Genomic DNA, 16,976 nt, shown 5'->3' with positions numbered 1-16,976 from the left:
GTTTCATGGGGTGTCACTGTTGTGCGTCGTGTATCGCAAGAATCGCCAGCGGATCGTCGGCCGCCGCCGCGTATAGCCGCTCGATCAGCGCCGCACGATGCCGTTGCACCGCACCCTGATTGATCGACCCCTTGTCCGTTGTTTCCCCAAGATCCAGTGACGGTGGCACTTCCAGCAGACGCACGCGCGCAATCCGCGACGCGCTGCCGGTCGCGGTGGCGTTCAACCGCGCGAGCCACGTCGCGCACCAGTCACGCACCGCCGGCGAAGCGAGCACGTCGGCCGCCGGAATATTGGGGGCTAGACCCGCCAGTTGCCGGCACGCGTCGAGTCGTGGAAACACCAGAAAGCCGATGTCGTCACGATCGATACCCGTCACCACGATGTCCTGCACATAGGGGGCGCCCTCCGATACCGCCCGCGCGCGCATCGGTCCGACGCTGACGAAAGTCCCTGAACTGAGCTTGAAATCCTCCGTCAGCCTCCCGTCGAACATCAGCCCGAGCGCCGGACGATCAGGATCGACGAAATATGCCGCATCGCCGCTGCGATAAAATCCGTCGGCATCGAAAACGCTGGCGGGATCTACCTCCGCATTGAGATAGCCACGCATGACGTTCGGCCCGCGAAAACGCAACTCGAACTTGTCGCCACAGCGTGCGAGCCGCGCCTCGCAGCCGGGTGCAGGCAAACCGATGTAGCCCGAACGTCGCACCGGCCCGGTCGTGAACAGGCATGACGGCGACGTCTCCGTCATGCCGAGCCCCGCCATGATGCGAACGCGCTCGCCGCAATGTGCCTCGGTCACCCGTTCAAGCCGGTCCCACGCAGCCTGTGACAGTCCCGCGCCACCGAAGAAATACAACTTCACGCGCGAAAAGAATGACTCGCGCAACGCGGAATCACGCTCCAGGGCGAACGTCAGTTCCTCCCAGCCCTTCGGCACATTGAAATAGATCGTGGGCGCGATCTCGCGCAGGTTTCGCACGGTTTCGTCGAAACGACCTGCCACCGGCCGACCGTCATCGAGCCAGATCGTGCCGCCGTTGTACAGCGCGATGCCGAGGTTGTGGCTACCACCGAATGTGTGATGCCATGGCAGCCAGTCCACCAGTACCGGTGGCGTGCGCGCAAGCTCGGGCATGGTCTGGCGCAGCATCTGCTGATTGCTGCACAACATCCGGTGCGTCGTCGGCACGGCCTTCGGCTGCTTCGTCGAGCCGGAGGTAAAGAGGATCTTCGCGAGCGTGTCGGGGCCCACCTGCGCATGGACGGCATCGATCGTCGACGGGACCGTGTCGAGGAGCGCATCGAACGCGACGACGCGCGCGCCAGGCGTCGCGAGGGCTCCGGCATTGCGGCCGACGATCACGGCCGCGTCGGCCGGCGCGGCCGCTGCAATCGCTCGTGCGAACGCCGCGCCGTCATCGACGAATACCGCGCCAGGCGTCAGCACGCCAAGCGTGTATTTCAGTTTTCCATGGTCGGTGGATACCAGCGAATACGCTGGCGAGATCGGCGCGACGGGCACACCGGCCAGCATCGCGGCGAACATGAGTTGCAGATGCTGCAGGTCGTTGCCGGACAGGATCGCGAGCGGTCGTTCAGCGGATAGTCCGAGCCCGATGAGCGCCTCGCCAAGTGATCGGGCACGCTCGAGCATCGCCGCGTAATGCAGTTGGATCCACTCGCCGTCCGGTCCACGTTGCGCGGCGATTGTGCGAGACGGATGCGCCCGCGCCCCGGCGATCAGACAGTCGGTCAGGCGATCCGGATAGGCGCCGAGCGGCTCGACCGCACGCAGCAGCCAGCCGTCACCGTCGCGCTCGATATGCGCGGCGCCCTCGGCGACGTCGGCCGCGCGATAACGCACGGATGAAACAGGCGTGGCAAGCACGGCAGTCTCCTTGCTCATACCGGATAGTGACGTGGTGAGGTCTGCACGGTAATCCAGCGCAGCTCGGTGAATTCGGCGACCGACGCGCGGCTGCCGAAGCGGCCATGACCGCTCGACTTGACGCCACCGAACGGCATCTGCGCCTCGTCGTGCACGGTCGCGCCGTTGATGTGACAGATGCCGGACGCTATCCGGTTCGCAACACGCATGGCGCGCGCGAGGTCGCGGCTGAATACCGCCGCGGATAAACCGAACTCGCTGTCGTTCGCGAGCGTGATCGCATGCTCGTCATCCTCAGCGCGCAGCACGGCGACAACCGGCGCGAACGACTCATCGCGATAGAGCCGCATCGAGGACGTCACACCGTCGACGATCGTCGGCTGCATGATGGCGCCATCGACACGACAGCCAACCGGCAGTGACGCGCCCTGCAACGTCGCGTCCTCGACCAGCGCCGCGGCGCGTGCCGCCGCGTCGGCGCCGACCATCGCGCCAAGCGGATGCCCGTCACGCGGATCACCCGCCACGAGCGTCCGCGCCTTCACGGCAAGCCGCTCGACGAAAGCATCGGCAACGCCCCGCGCGACAATCGCGCGCTCCGTCGACATGCAGATCTGCCCTTGATTGAAAAATGCACCGAAGGCGATCGCGTCGACGGCGGCATCGAGATCGGCGTCATCGAGAACGATCGCCGGCGCCTTGCCGCCAAGTTCGAGCAGTGCCGGCTTCAGATGCTCCGCGGCAAGCCGCGCGACAATACGGCCGACCCGTGTCGAACCGGTGAAATTCACACGGCGCACACGCGGGTCCGCGATCAGCCGCTCAACAACGGCCGGCGCGTCGGCCGCCGTATGGGTAATCACGTTGATCACCCCCGCACCGATGCCCGCGTCGTTCAGCACGCCCCCGATCATCAAGTGCAGTGCCGGACATAGCTCGGACGCCTTCAATACCACCGTGTTGCCGCAGGCAAGCGGCATCGCGACCGCACGCGTGCCGAGGATGACCGGCGCGTTCCACGGCGCGATGCCGAGTACGACGCCACACGGCACCCGCAAGCCCATCGCGAGGCTGCCGGGCGTATCGGACGGAATGACATCGCCCTGAATCTGCGTGGTCATCGACGCCGCCTCGCGCAACATGTTCGCCGCAAGCATCACGTTGAAGCCGATCCAACCGGGCGTCGCACCGGTCTCCGCGACGCCCATGGCGATGAAGTCCGCGGCGCGCGCATCCATCAGATCGGCCGCTTGCAGCAACTTTCGCCGGCGCTCCGTCGGGGCGAGCGCCGCCCAAGCGGGGAAGGCGGCGTGCGCGGCCGCCACCGCCGCCGTTGCATCGTCGACGCTTGCGGCACCGGCGCGCGAGGCCAGCGCCCCCGTTACCGGATCGTGTCGGTCGAACGTCGCACTGCCCGTGGCCGCGCGCCATTCGCCGCCGATCAGCATCTTTCCGTCGGTCATGTTGTCTCCTGTCCGTCTCTTCACCCCGCCCTTGCCGGCGCGGGGCGAGATGGGGTCGTTATCGTTTTCATCACGTCGGCGTGACGGGTACGTCGGACACGCCACGCCGCGCAAGACGGCATACACGCCTTTCGGCTCGCCTTGCGCCCGGCACCAGCACACACTGTCAGTCAGCGCTTGTATGCCTGCAGGCCCGGCTTGATGGCCTTGTCATCGAGGAACTGCTTCAGCCCCTGCTCGCGACCATGCTCCGGGTCGCGCAATTGCGCCTGATCGAGCTTGGCGTACAGATAATCCTCCGACTGCTCCCACGTGAGTTCACGGCAACGCTTGAACCCGTGTTTCGCCGCGCGCAGCACGACGGGATTCTTGTCGGTCAGCTTCGCGGCGATCGCAATCGTCGCATCGCGCAATTCGGCGAGCGGCACGCTGCGATTGACGAGCCCCATCTCCGCTGCTTCGGCCCCGGTGAACGTGTCGCCCGTCATGATGTAGTACAGCGCCTGGCGATGACCCACCGTATCCGCCATCGCCTTGCTGACCAGATTGCCCGGCGGAATGCCCCAGTTGATTTCCGACAGCCCGAACACCGCATCGTCGGCGGCAATCGCCAGATCGCACGCGACCAGCGGGGAAAATCCGCCGCCGAAGCACCAACCGTTGACCATCGCGATCGTCGGCTTGCTATACATCCGCAACCGGCGCCATTGCCACTCGGACGCGTCGCGACGTACCCGCTCCTGCAAGGCGTCCGAGCCGCCATCGATCTCGCGAAAATACTCCTTCAGGTCCATGCCGGCCGTCCACGCGGTGCCCGCACCGGTCAGCACCAGCACCTTCGCCTCGTCGTCGAACTCGACCTCATCGAGCACCTGCAGCATTTCGCGATTGAGCGTCGGGCTCATCGCATTGCGCTTTTCCGGTCGGTTCAGCGTGACCCATGCGATACCAGCCGATACCTCCACCTTCACCGTTTCCCAGCGATTTCCATATTTGCTCATGTCACGTTCCCGTTATTCGTGTGGATCAGTGCATCGCATCGCGGTGCCACGCCGACGCGATTGCAACCAGAGGTGATTTATATCAGGTTACCTGATATTGCGTGCGCACGAGTTCGGTGTATACCCGAAACCAGCAGGATATGTCGGGCAAGGCTGCGTGTCCGAAACCGAATCAGTTGCGCAGGTTGCGCACCAGGACGTCAAGCCAGCGTTGCACTACCGCGCGATCGGCATCCTGCATGCCGTCGAGCATTTGCAATTCGAGGGGTTGAAATACGGTCTCGCAGCGACGCAGCATCGCGCTGCCTTCCGCGGTCAGTGTCAAAAGGATCAAGCGGCCGTGGTTCGGATCGGCATCGCGCCGGATCAGTCCTCGCGTGGCCATGGCACTCATCACCTCGTTTGCGGATTGCGGCGTGATAAATGAGCGCTCGGCAACCTTCGCATTAGATAACGGCCCACGCGCCTCCAGTACGGACAACGCCGTGTACTGCGCCAGCGTGATGCCCAGCGGGGCAAGCGCGTCGGTCATGTGACGGCGCAGCAGGCGATCGAGGTTGCCGATCGAATACGTCAGGCGCTGCGCGGGGCGAGGGGTGATTCGGGTTCCGATATCCTTTCGGGTCGGCTTTGCGGCTGGCTTCATCGGTGGAAGGGAGACGGGCTGATGACTGTCCCGCTATCTTACCAGCCATGCTCGCGAACACCCGTCCGGCCGATACATCGCCGCCATGGGCACAGCCGGCCTGACCGATAGGATCGTTTTTTTACTGCGAGCAAAACGACGGCTGGTAGTTGTACACCCACGCCGTCTTCGTCGTGCTGGGCGACAACGTCCAGTTCGTCATCCCTTGCAAGGTGCTGAAAATTAATTTCGACCGCGACGTCACCTTGTCCGTAAATTGACCATCACCATTCACGTCGACTTCGAACGATATCTCCACCAATGAGGGAGTCGATGCCCCGTTTGCGTACCACACCGTGAGCGTGAAATCCGCATCGGACTGACCAATATCACTGGTTGGCCCGTCATAGGTCACCTCATGGATCGACAAGCCGCTGACTGGCGATAATGCCTGGCTGCTGACGCTATCGAAAACAGTCGTCGTCGGGAACAGATCCTTGATGTCACTCAGGTGATTGAGGTTTTTACTGCTCTTCAACGGTTCTGAAGTCGAATGCGAAAACTGCTCGTGATACGTCGGCGTGATATCGTCCTCAAGCTTGCTTTCGGCTTTTGACGAACTGCCGGTGACATCGGTATTCGCCGCCGTACTTTCATCGGTGGAACCAAACTTCAACTCGATTTCACGGTCACCACTATCGTCTCGTTCGCGCATCGAATATCCTGCGGCCTTCACTTCACACGTTCCCGGTGAATCGTAATAGAGCACGGTGCGATCGTGGTCGGCGGCGAACGTCTTTTTCACGGTCGAATCGAAACCATTCGACGCGAGGCTGGCCTGCAAGTCGGTCAGGAACCGGTTCGCCGCGTCCAGTGGGTCGCTGTCGAACGCGGCCGGATTCAAGAGGACCTTGAATTCCCGACTGCCAACTGTCGGGGTTTTTGCAAACGCATCGTGCGCGACCAAGCTCATTGCAACCATTGCAACGCCAGCCGCATGATGCCAGTTGATCTTTGTCATTTGGGCTCTCATGGGATAAAGAAGTGAAGCAGCCCCAGACTAGTCACCTGTCATGACGGCACCATGAATGTCGACCATCTCGCCTCGCTACGCCTTCTCGTTCGCGGTAAACAGATAGTCCATACCGCTGCATGTTGTTTAGTGCCTAAGCAATAATTCGTTTGACCGCCTGCTGATATCGCTGTGAGGCGTCGATATGTCACGTTACGCGACGTTGCGACGTTGCGACTTTGCGACTTTTGTATATTTCGGACTGACGGACAGTTGTAAGCAGATTGCATGTATTAAACTCGGCGCGGAAAGTAATAATCGGTAACGCCATACGGTGCCAGCGTGAACATCCTATATACGAATTTCCACAGCTTGAATGGTGGAGGCCACACTACGTACATCGTGACGCTGGCGAAGGCGTTGTCCAAGGAACACCGAATCAGCATTGCCACGCCGGACACCAGTCAGTTATATGCATGGCGTGACGCGCTGCCCGATATCGCGTTTCTCCCGTTTGACTTCAAACCGCGCATCGCCGAGTGGGCCACTACGATCATTCACCTGAGAAAACTGATTGTCGCCGGCAAGTTCGACATCATCCACGTCAACGGATCGGCCGATCACCGCTTCGTTATGCTTGCCTGCGCATTGATTCGCAAACGCCCTGTGATCGTTTTCACGAAACATAATGAGCATCGCGCGTGCTCGATCGGAAATGCCATTCGTGCCCGCTTCTTCACCGATCACACCATCGCAGTAAGCGACTACGTCAAAACCTTCCTTGCCAACTCCGCTTACCGCAAGGTTTCAGTCGTCAAACACGGCATTGATCTCGACGCCGGACATCATCCCGAACTGGCACGGCAATGGAAAGGGCTACGCGACATCTGTTACGGTGCCTCGGGCCGGTTGCCTCATCTGGTTTTAGGCAGCACCGCGGGGACGGGCGCGCACAAGGGCTGGATGACACTGGCCAATGCGCTCGTCTTGTTGCGCCCCGAGGAGCGCGCGCGACTGTCCGTTGTACTGGCCGGGGAATTACCTTGTGACTTGACATTGGCGACACTCGACGCGCTGGACGTTCGCCGTCATTTTCATTTCACCGGGCTGATCACGGACAAAAACGCCGTATTAGGCTGTAGTGACATGGCATTTGTCTTATCGCAAAAAGAAACCCTGTCGTACGCCTGCCGGGAAGCAATGGCCGCGGGTCTCCCCGTGATGGTGGCTGCCAGCGGCGGCCTACTGGAGAATGTCGATGACGGTATCAACGGCTGGGTAGTCCCACCAGGGGATGCCGCGGCTGTCGCTGGCGTGCTGCGCCAGATATTAAACGACCCGGACCATCGACTGGCGCTGGGGCGCGCAGCCCGGAGCAAAAGTGTCGCGCAATTCGGCATGGAAGGCTTTCTTGTCGAAACGATGTCGGTCTACCATTGCGCCATTGCAGCACGCGGCAAGCAGACCAAGGACACACGGACAAGCATGGACACGGCTACAGGCGTGAGCAAGCCGATCGTGCCATCCAACACGTCGCAGGCCCTTTGACACCATGCCCTCGATGACGCCGCGCGCCGCTATTCCGATTCTGATGTACCACCAGATCGACATCGTGCCGCCGCGCGATAACCCGTTATGGACGTTGCATGTCGCACCGTCGGCGTTTCGCGCTCAGATGCAATGGCTGCGACGACTCGGCTACCGCGGTCTGTCGATGCGCGACCTGCAGCCTTATCTGCACGGCGAAAAAACCGGCAAGGTGTTCGGGATTACTTTCGACGATGGTTTCGCGAACGTGCTTGAATATGCGGCGCCCGTATTGACGGCATTGCATTTCACATCGACATGTTATTTCGTGGCGGGAAAGCTGGCGGGGTCGAATGACTGGGACGCGCATCTCGGCGTCCCCGCGACGCCCTTGATGGATGCCGCGCAGGTGCGGGCGTGGCACGCGGCGGGCCAGGAAGTAGGCTCCCACACGATCGATCACTGTCATTTGCCGCAGTTGGACAACGCATCGGCCGAGCGGCAGATCGCCGGTTCCAAACACGCCTTGGAAACCGTGGTGGACGCGCCAGTCGACGCTTTCTGCTACCCCTATGGTGATTGGAACGCGAAACTTGCCGACATGACGCGTAAGGCCGGCTACAGCAACGCCACCACGACGGCGCGCGGCCGGGCGCGTGCGAATGACGATCTCTTTGCACTCCCTCGCGTAACCGTCAGCGCATTTACATCGGTCCCTAAATTACTATCGAAGTGCCTGCTTCCGCCAACGCTGCCGTCCGCGTTCGCGAGAACATAGCGGCAAGACGGCGCCGCAATGCTGTTTACCGCTTTTGCAACAACCACAGCAGATAAGGCCCGCCAATCAGCGTCGCCAGGATACCTGCCGGCATCTGCTGCGGGAAGATGACATTCCGCCCGAGCCAGTCCGCCAACACCATTAGCACCGCGCCAATCAGTGCGGCAATCCATAGCTGCGAGCGTGCTCGATTGAACCCCAGCAGCCGCGCAAGATGCGGCGCCATCAGGCCGACAAATGACATCGGCCCGACGATCAACGTCGCCGCCGCACTCGCCACCGCGGACAACAGCAACAACACGAGTCGCGCATGCCCGCTGTCCATGCCCAAGCCATCGGCAATGTCGCCCCCTAGTGGCAACATATCGAGCCAACGGGCACACAGCATCGCCAACAGCGTCAACAGCACCGCGGAGACGGCAACACCGACTGCGGTACCGGGGCTGACCAGATAGGTCGAACCGTACAGCAAGGGGCGTATCAACGTGGCATACGCGCCACCGCTGGCCGTGGCTAGCACAATGACCGCCTGTGCAAAGGCACTGAGCGCGATACCGCCCAACAACACATGCCCCGGCGCGAACCGACGGCGCCGCCCTATCGCGAGCAGTGCGGCCAGGAAAAGCAGCGCGCCAGCGGAGGCCCCCAGCAGCAGCCAGCCCGTGCCGGGGGCCATGCCGAGCGCCGCTAACGACAGCGCCAGCAATAACGTTCCCACCATTGCGCCACCGCTGACCCCGAGCAACTCCGGACTTGCCATCGGGTTACCGGTGACGCGCTGCAGGAGCGTCCCGGCCAACGCCAGCATGATGCCCGAAGCAAGCGATGCCAATAAGCGCGGCCAGCGCCAGTACATCAGTTGTGGCAGTGTCGACGCATCAGCCCATGTCCATCCACCCTGCCCGCCACCGCCGCCGACATCACGCCCCAGGTGCAGGGACAGCCATACGCCGATCAACAGCAAAATCGTCAGTACCCATGCCGGCCCGTGCAGCGCGCGACGCGGCGCGGCGGCGTGCAGCGTTTCCGGGCGCGCACCGTCCAGTCGGAACCGATGCAACATCCACAACAGCAACGGCCCCCCCAGCAAAGCGATGGCGGCACCCGTGGGCAACTGCGCACCGAGCGCCGGAGGCAGCGCTTGCACGACTTGATCGGCGATCAACAGCAAAAGCGCGCCAATTACCGGTGCCCACAGCAATTGGTCACGCAGGCGCCGCGCGCCGACCAGTCGTGCCAACGCGGGACCTGCCAAACCGATGAAACCGATCACGCCGACCGCGCTGACAACTGATGCGCTCAGCAAGACGGCAAGCGTCAGCGCCAATGGCCGGATCCACGCGAGCCGCAGACCCAGTTGCGACATTTGCGCGTCGTCAAGCGAAAACAGACGCAAGGGGCGGATCAACAGCGCTGCCAGCACCGCGCCGACGAGGACCCGAGGCAACAACCAGAGCACGCCTTGCCAGCCGCTTTGACTGAGGACGCCGCCGCCCCAGATAAAGACCGCGGTGAGTGAGCGCTCATAGACAATGGTCAACAGCACGGCCACGGCGCCGCAATAGAGGTTGACGATCATGCCGGCGAGAATGACAGACAGCGATGAAAAGCCGCGCCTGGCGGCAAAGGCCATCGTCAGCAGCATCGCCACCGCGGCACCGCCGAAGGCCACGGCGAATCGCGCATCCGCAACCAGGGCCGGCGCGACCACCGCCGCCACTGTCAGCGCCAGATAGCCGCCTGATGCCACGCCGAGCGTCAGGGGTTCGGCGAGCGGATTACGCAAGACTTGCTGGAAAATCACGCCCGCCAATGACAAGGCTCCCCCGGCAATCAGTGCAATCACCACGCGTGGCAGCCAGCCATAGCGGACCAGCAAGATCGACAGGGTTTCCACCGCCGAGGCCGCATGCGACGCGTGGTCTGTTACGGGCCTGCCGATGCCGCCGACGCTGGCACCGTGGTCAAAAGCCAAACCGAATAATCGTGGCCAGGTACTCACCGGCAACTGCTGCGCCAACCCGTGCGCCAGTAATGCCAGGGCGATGAAGAGGAAGGGCAACACCACTACCGGCATCGACCATCGTTCGCGCGACCGGACGGGCGCGGGTGGCGCGGGGGACCGTGCCGGATCACGTGAAGCGGAATCGTATCGTGTCATCAGGAATCGATTAGCGTCAGGCGCGGGGCGTCGCGGGCGACATCCGTGAGAGGGCGTGCATACTGCCGGAAGCCACGTTGTGAGAAGACGTTAAGTCGAGCACGCCAGTGAGCGCGCGGGCAAAACGAATCGCCGTCCGCAATCCGCCGAATGGCGCGAACGGATGACCATCGTATGTCATGCCGTTTAACTGCACGACACGCCCGGCCGTGGCAAACGGAAGAACTTGCCACAATCGGCTACCACGCATCGCGGCGGCCAATGGCGGCGGGGCGTCGATGGCAACGGCCAGCAATCGATCGACGTCATGGAGACGCGTGGCATCGGCCAAACCGGCGAGATCGGTTTGCCCACTGCCGAGCAAGTCCCCTTCTCCCGTCCAGGCATTTTGCAGACCAGCGCGGCCGGCCACCGCGCCGAACAAGCTGTTCTCGCCATAGACAGCCACATGCGTCGCATCGATCGGTTTGAAAAACAGCATCGGCGTCCCGACATTATCGGATAGCCGGGACGCCAGCGTGGCCCGGGTGGCCGCAATCACCTGCCCGGTTTCCGCCACCAATGCCGCGGCGGCCGCTTGTCGATTCAGCCGGTCGCCCAACTGCTGCGTGGCGGATTGCGCAAGCGCAAGCAAATCATGACGCGCGCCGAACATTGCCACCGTTTCCACCGGTGCGATGCGCCTCAATTGTGGTAGCAGCGGTGCATGCCATGGCGTGACGATGATCAGCTCCGGTGCAAGTGCCTGCAATACCTCGAAATTCGGTTGGTAGAGCAGTCCCGTGTCTGTTACCGCGACCGGCAACGACGGATCGCCGTCAAGCGCCCGATACCAGGTAGGTCGCGCAATCGCCAGCGGTGTCACGCCCAATGACAAGACAACCTCGGTCAGCCCCCAGTCGAGCACGGCAACCCGCGGCATGGTCCCCGTCGCCATCCGACGCGCGGCATTGCGATCAAACGGCGTCGCGGTGGACGTGGCATGGACCATTGCCGGGTCGGCCAATAATCCTGCTGCGCCGAGACACCCCATGCCAAGCATGCCCCCAACAGCCCGCAACCAGCGGCGGCGGGTCATCGGAACGGGATCGCCGAAGTTCGTGTCACCGCAATCCGGCATGGGCATAAGTATTGGTAGTTCCGGCAACATCAGCGGCCTGACCATTCAAGCTCACCATTGGTAACGCGCCGTTCCTAGCACGGTGCGGGTTGCACCCCAATAGCAGGCATAGGACGTCGTGCAGTAGGAAATATACTCGCGATCGAGCAGATTGTTGACGTTGATCGACAGACGCCAGTTCTGGATATCGTAATGCGCGCTCAGGTCAACCAGCATACGACCCGGCACACGGATCGTGTCCTGGTCGTCCCCGGCCGAACTGCTCACCGCCCGAACACCGCCACCAAAACCGAAGTTCCGCAAAGGTCCCTTGTGCAGTGTGTAATCGGCCCAAATCGACGCGGAGTGACGCGGCGCGATGGTAGGACGCTTACCGAACGCGGTGGTGCTCTGCGTATTGCGTTGATCGATGTACGAGTACGACGCGATCAGTTTCAGGTTCTCCGTCAAGTTCGCATTGGCCGATAAATCCATCCCGCGCGATAGTATCTGGCCGGTCTGGATGCTCGACGAGGTATGCGCCGGGTCCGTCGTCGTGACGTTGTTCTGCGTCAGTGTATAGAAGGCGGCGGTGAACAGCGCATCATAATCGGTGGGTTTGTAACGCACACCGACCTCGGTCTGCTTTCCGGTGGTCGGCTTGAACGCCGCGCCACTGTATGTCGCACCCAGCACCGGCGCAAACGATTTGGCGTAGCTGATGTACGGTGCGATACCGTTATTGAACTCGTAGGCGAGGCCCACGCGCCACGTGAAGGCATGGTCGTCCGCGTGCTGATGCTGGATACTGTTACCGGTGGAAATCAGCCGGTAATTTTGATCTGTCCCGGCCCAGTCCTCCCGAATGCCGTACGTCAGTACCCAGTTACGCCACCGTGCTTCGTCCTGCGCGTACACGCCCACCTGGCTCAAGGAATACGAGTCCTTGTACAGCGGATGGACGGAACTGAGCGATCCATAGTTCGGATTGAACAGACTGGTATTGCCCACAAACTGGGCAAGATTGGTTGCGTCGTTCAACGATGCCCGCTGGTAATCAAGACCAAATAACGTCGTATGCTGCACCTGCCCGGTTGCATACTTGGCGGTTGCATGCGTATCTATCTCGAATTGCGAATACCGTTCCTGGTCGACGTTTCCGTACATCGGCGCGGTTGCCCCATTGTTCAGCAGCGCTGCCCCCACCGACGTCTGATAGTACCGTTGGTCGACAAACAGATAGCGGGCATTTTGCGACACGCTGAACGTGTCGTTGAACCCATGCTGGAACTGATAGCCCAGCCAGTATTGCGAGCGATGCATGCCATCCTTGCTTGCGTCACCCAAGTACCGGTCCGAGGACACGGACCCGTTCGGGTTCGGCAGAATCGTCCCCGACGCCGGCACCGGATTGAACAGGCCACCATTGGGATCGCGTTGATAACCGCCCTGCAGCGTCAACGAGGTGTCGCGGCTCGGACGGATCGTCACCGACGGGGCAATCGCGATACGTTGGTCCTTGATCGCGCTTACCTGCGTCTCCGCGGTGCGCCCGATGCCGGTGATACGATATAAGATCGTGCCGTTCTTATCCACCGGGCCGCTGAAGTCATAGCCGATTTGATAGGTATTGTGATTCCCTATCTGCAGCATGATTTCGTGGTATGGCGTCTCCGTCGGCAATTTACTGACGAAATTCACGAGACCGCCGGGATTGGCTGACCCATACAGCACCGAAGACGGGCCGTGCAGAATGTCCATCCGTTCCATCAGATAGGCATCGACACGCGGCGTGGAGAAGCGTGGAGATGCCTGCAGCTTCAATCCGTCCAGATAGGAATCCAGTGTAAAACCCCGGCCGCGAATCTGGTCCGATCGAATATCGGTACCGTCTTGCGTATAGACGCCCGGCGTGTAGCGCAACGCCTGGTCGACGGTCATCGCGCCCTGGTCATCCATCTGCTGGCGGGTGACAACGCTTACACTCTGCGGATTCGTCATCAGCGAGCTGTCGGTCTTCGTGCCGGTCATCGATCGCGTGGCGACGTAGCCGACGCCTGGGCCTTTTGGATTTTCCGTCTTTCCGGTCACCGCGACCGTAGGCAAGGCAGCATTAACGGTCGCCTGCATCGCCGAGGTGGTTTGCGATGTGCTCGCGGCGCTGCTGGTGGAGCCCGTATCAACGGTGCCGTTGGATGGGTTGGCCTGTGCGTGCACACCGGGCGCCATTGCGGTGCCCGCCGCCGCGCCGGCCAACGTCAACGCAGAGACCACGTGCCGTGCGATCACCGTGCGCTTCGCGCGCAGCCGAGTGTGCATGCCCTGTTGCCGCCCTTTCTTGCCACCCCGCTCCCCATTCCCCACCTTGCCGCATTCCGCCCCGAATTGCTGCCTTTCCATCTTCTTATATCCTCGCCGTCAGTCAGTTTGATTTCAAGCACTGTGCTTGTGAAAACCGCGATGCAGGCGATATGTTAATACAAATGAGAACCACTATCATTTGTTAGAAGGACAGATTTTTCTTACACCCGCCTTTCGAATGAGATCGTGGTGGGTCGATGTTTAGCCTTCATGCGCGATATTCGCCAGCGTTTCATGAAGTTGCGCCAGAAACGTCGGATGGTGAACGATGCTCGTGTGCGTTGCGTCCACGCTGCGCTCGACGACAACGCCCGACGTGACATGCTGCCAATCGCTGCGGCGTACTGGCACGTCCTGATGGACTGCCGTCGGCGTTTGCGCGGACGTGACGGACGTGTCCCCCGCTTTTTCACCTACCGTCGGTTGCGCCACGCCGCTCCGCGCCGCACGCCAAAAAAACAGATTGGATTGTAACGACGGCAATAGGTGACCGTGCAGTAGTCGCGTATGCATGGCATCCGCTTCGAACGCCGCACGCAATAGCGACGGCGCGCCAGTGCGCACGCTGTCCGTCAAGCTTGGCGTCCCGGTACCGGCAGCCATCGGCGCGTCGGTGTCGGCGCCTCCGGAGGCCGCCAACTGCGTGGCCGTATCGACGATGCCGACGAAATCGAACGATATCGTGCCCGGCGCGGCGAGCATTGCCGCCGCCAGACGGCCACCGAACGACCAGCCTAGTAAACCGATTCGCCCTGCGCCGCGCGGGTGCCCACCGGGGAATGACACGGCCTTCGCCGCACCAGCGTCTGCGTCTGCGCACCAGGCGGCTATTGCGTCCGCATAGTGCGCCGCCAGCGCCTCGAGTGTCGCGCCGTCCCAGGGACATCCCCGCAGCGCCGGTGCTTGCACCCCGACAACCGTGGCAATCCCATTCAGCGCGCGGGCGACGCTACAGTATTCCGCCACCATCCCATACCCAGGATGCAGGCAAAACACAGTCCATGGCGCCCCCAGTGCATTCATCGGTATCAACGGGAGCGAATCGGCCTCCCGTGCGGCATCGCGTGCAATATCGAGAAGCGCCGTCCGCCTCTGTGTCGACCCGGACCACGTGGAAAATCCCGGCGATACGGCCGGTATCGACAACAGCGCATGCTCGATATCGGCACGCGTCACCCAGGCGCTGAGCGTTGGTTCGGACAGGGCCGCCTGGCGCAGATGATTCGGCACGGCAGGCAAGCGCACTGGCGACGGCAGCGCCGTGAGAAGCGCCTCCGCTTCTCGCGGCGCCCTGGGCGATGCAACAAGCGGTGTCGATGCCGCGTGTGACACATCGCCCGACCCGGCCATCTCATACGCTGACGCCCCGGGAACCTGATGCGCGACGTTGTGCGCTGCATCGGCATCGACCAACGCGGCGATAACGGCCTCGAACGCATCGGCGATCGATGTCACGCGGGCTTCGTCAAGATACTGCGGGGCATAGCCCCAGCTCACCGACAGACGGCCATTGCTGATCCAGGCGTTGAGGTCCAAAACACGATCCGGTCCCTGCGTTGATGGTGCCGTGGCGCGGCCCGCCGATTCCGCGGCAAAACCAAACCGCGATGGCGGCGACTCCGCCGTATCGGCCGCAAGCGTACTGTCGAAGCGACCGAGGTAATTGAAACTGACCTGGGGTTGCGGCAATGCCCGCACGGCGGCAATGCTCGCCGCATCAGCCTGTTGCGTCAACAGGCCCCAATGGATGCCCCGCGCAGGGACACGCGCCATGACGTCGCGGACCGACGCCACCATCGCCGCCGGCGCCAGCTGATGCGTGACGACAATCGGATATTGCGTGGTGAACCAGCCTACGGTACGGCTCAGGTCTGCGCCTCCCACCACATCCTCGCGGCCGTGCCCTTCGATCTCGACAAGCAAACGGCCGCGGTCCGCATGGGCACAGATCGCGGACGCGAATGCGCCAAGCAGGCAATCCTCGACGCGAATCGCAGGTCGCGTAGGTGACGGCGCCGTACGTATTCCACTCGGGGCGGAACGGCTGGTCAGCGCACCGGGTATCCGGAGCAATGCGTCGGTCAGCGTCGGCGACAGACGGCGTAAAACGGTTTGCTGAGGCGCAGCGGTGTTGGACAAGGTATGGAAAAGCGGTGCCGACAGGGACGCCGCGCCTTGTGTCGTCTCCCGTAGCGCGGTTTGCCACCACGGCAATTCCGCAAGACGCGCGGGCTCCTTCGCATACGCCGACAAAGCCCGCGTCCAGCGCCGCCACGACCAGCTTCGATTCGGCAAATGCGTGGCATGCGCATCCGCGCTTGCTCCCAGCATCGCGCCCGCATCCGTACCGTTGCTGGTCGTATTGCCCGCCACGATCTGCTCGTACGCTTGCCGCAATTCGTCCAACAGGATGCGCCAGGAAACGCCATCGACTGCCAGGTGATGGGCCGTCAGCAACAGTCGCGTATCCGCCTTCGGCTCCGCATCCGCCAGGGTGAAATACGCTACACGCCAGATCGGGCCATGTGTCAGGTCCAGGCTGCGCTGTACCGCCTCCCCTGCCTCGGGCAATGCATCCCAGCCGACGAGGTGTTGCCGCCATACAAGATCGCGCTCGGCTATCGACGCGGGAAGCACCGTCTGACGCCATGTGTAGCGCGGATCTGGCGACGCATGGGGTGTTCCCGGCTTGGCCAGCGCAGTCTCCGCATCGTGCTTTTCATCGCCATCGATCACGATGTCCCGCGTGAACCGCAGACGCAACGCATCGTGCCGACGTCGCAGCAGATCCACTGCCTGTTCCAAGGCGGCCAGATCGAGCGGCCCAGCCACTTGCAACAGCACGGACTGATTCCAATGCGATTCGCCATGGGGGTAGCGCAAGAAAAACCATTGCTGAATAGGCGTCAGCGGGAGGGATGTTGGCGCATCCCCTGCGTCCGCGTCATAGGCGTCCGCCACATCATCGACGTCATCGGCCGATGCCGTAGCGGATGCCGGAGTCCATTGCACCACTTGTTCCGCCACCGTTGGATAGTCGAAAATCTGGCGT

11 protein-coding genes are annotated in these 16,976 nt (G+C 62.2%); 2 read left to right on the top strand and 9 right to left on the bottom strand.

Translation table 11 applies throughout. The annotated features are described in order from the left end of the window. Window positions 1–13: 13 nt before the first annotated feature. The 5 genes from WM40_RS11495 to WM40_RS11475 all read right to left on the bottom strand — a co-directional run bounded on the left by WM40_RS11495 (window position 14) and on the right by WM40_RS11475 (window position 6,007). Complete coding sequence (locus WM40_RS11495; RefSeq protein ID WP_390174011.1) at window positions 14–1,897, bottom strand: feruloyl-CoA synthase; 1,884 nt, start codon at window positions 1,895–1,897, stop codon at window positions 14–16. A 14-nt stretch (window positions 1,898–1,911) separates the two neighbouring features. Continuing rightward, a complete protein-coding gene (locus tag WM40_RS11490) occupies window positions 1,912–3,360 on the bottom strand; it encodes an aldehyde dehydrogenase (RefSeq protein WP_024903984.1) in 1,449 nt (482 codons plus the stop codon). A 170-nt stretch (window positions 3,361–3,530) separates the two neighbouring features. Further along, the gene (locus tag WM40_RS11485) at window positions 3,531–4,361 is read right to left on the bottom strand and encodes a p-hydroxycinnamoyl CoA hydratase/lyase (protein ID WP_024903983.1); all 831 of its coding nucleotides are present in this window, start codon (window positions 4,359–4,361) and stop codon (window positions 3,531–3,533) included. A gap of 172 nt (window positions 4,362–4,533) precedes the next feature. After that, entirely contained in the window at window positions 4,534–5,007 is a 474-nt protein-coding gene (locus tag WM40_RS11480; RefSeq protein WP_024903982.1) for a MarR family winged helix-turn-helix transcriptional regulator, read from the bottom strand. 121 nt (window positions 5,008–5,128) lie between these two features. Next, window positions 5,129–6,007 carry a hypothetical protein gene (locus tag WM40_RS11475; RefSeq protein ID WP_024903981.1) on the bottom strand — a complete coding sequence of 293 codons (879 nt, stop codon included), beginning with the start codon at window positions 6,005–6,007 and terminating at the stop codon, window positions 5,129–5,131. A gap of 333 nt (window positions 6,008–6,340) precedes the next feature. Between WM40_RS11475 and WM40_RS11470 the strand changes: the two genes are divergently transcribed. Together WM40_RS11470 and WM40_RS11465 are read left to right on the top strand one after the other, a co-directional pair. Further along, complete coding sequence (locus WM40_RS11470; RefSeq protein ID WP_024903980.1) at window positions 6,341–7,546, top strand: glycosyltransferase family 4 protein; 1,206 nt, start codon at window positions 6,341–6,343, stop codon at window positions 7,544–7,546. A gap of 13 nt (window positions 7,547–7,559) precedes the next feature. Next, window positions 7,560–8,303 (top strand): polysaccharide deacetylase family protein, encoded by a 744-nt coding sequence (locus WM40_RS11465; RefSeq protein WP_236693486.1) that lies wholly within the window; start codon window positions 7,560–7,562, stop codon window positions 8,301–8,303. A 25-nt stretch (window positions 8,304–8,328) separates the two neighbouring features. Here the strand turns inward: WM40_RS11465 and fhuB are convergent, their stop codons facing one another. The 4 genes from fhuB to WM40_RS11445 all read right to left on the bottom strand — a co-directional run. After that, window positions 8,329–10,464, bottom strand: coding sequence for a Fe(3+)-hydroxamate ABC transporter permease FhuB (gene fhuB, locus WM40_RS11460; RefSeq protein WP_236693475.1), 2,136 nt, complete (start codon window positions 10,462–10,464; stop codon window positions 8,329–8,331). Between the two features lie 16 nt (window positions 10,465–10,480). Then, entirely contained in the window at window positions 10,481–11,629 is a 1,149-nt protein-coding gene (locus WM40_RS11455) for an ABC transporter substrate-binding protein (protein WP_052738288.1), read from the bottom strand. 6 nt (window positions 11,630–11,635) lie between these two features. Beyond that, complete coding sequence (locus tag WM40_RS11450) at window positions 11,636–13,963, bottom strand: TonB-dependent siderophore receptor (RefSeq protein WP_236693474.1); 2,328 nt, start codon at window positions 13,961–13,963, stop codon at window positions 11,636–11,638. Window positions 13,964–14,125: 162 nt separating this feature from the next. Further along, a partial coding sequence (locus WM40_RS11445; protein ID WP_046152923.1) for a condensation domain-containing protein occupies window positions 14,126–16,976 on the bottom strand: 2,851 nt, incomplete at its 5' end.

The sequence above is a fragment of the Robbsia andropogonis genome (genome assembly GCF_000970345.1).
GTDB classification, from domain to species: Bacteria; Pseudomonadota; Gammaproteobacteria; order Burkholderiales; family Burkholderiaceae; genus Robbsia; species Robbsia andropogonis.
This window is presented reverse-complemented; position numbering and strand designations above follow the sequence as displayed.

Bases quoted from the DNA above. Each gene is read 5' to 3' on its own strand.
- WM40_RS11485 (WP_024903983.1), bottom strand. From the start codon at position 4,361: ATGAGCAAATATGGAAATCGCTGGGAAACGGTGAAGGTGGAGGTATCG.
- WM40_RS11490 (WP_024903984.1), bottom strand. From the start codon at position 3,360: ATGACCGACGGAAAGATGCTGATCGGCGGCGAATGGCGCGCGGCCACG.
- WM40_RS11475 (WP_024903981.1), bottom strand. From the start codon at position 6,007: ATGACAAAGATCAACTGGCATCATGCGGCTGGCGTTGCAATGGTTGCA.
- WM40_RS11450 (WP_236693474.1), bottom strand. From the start codon at position 13,963: ATGGAAAGGCAGCAATTCGGGGCGGAATGCGGCAAGGTGGGGAATGGG.
- WM40_RS11465 (WP_236693486.1), top strand. From the start codon at position 7,560: ATGACGCCGCGCGCCGCTATTCCGATTCTGATGTACCACCAGATCGAC.
- fhuB (WP_236693475.1), bottom strand. From the start codon at position 10,464: ATGACACGATACGATTCCGCTTCACGTGATCCGGCACGGTCCCCCGCG.
- WM40_RS11455 (WP_052738288.1), bottom strand. From the start codon at position 11,629: ATGGTCAGGCCGCTGATGTTGCCGGAACTACCAATACTTATGCCCATG.
- WM40_RS11480 (WP_024903982.1), bottom strand. From the start codon at position 5,007: ATGAAGCCAGCCGCAAAGCCGACCCGAAAGGATATCGGAACCCGAATC.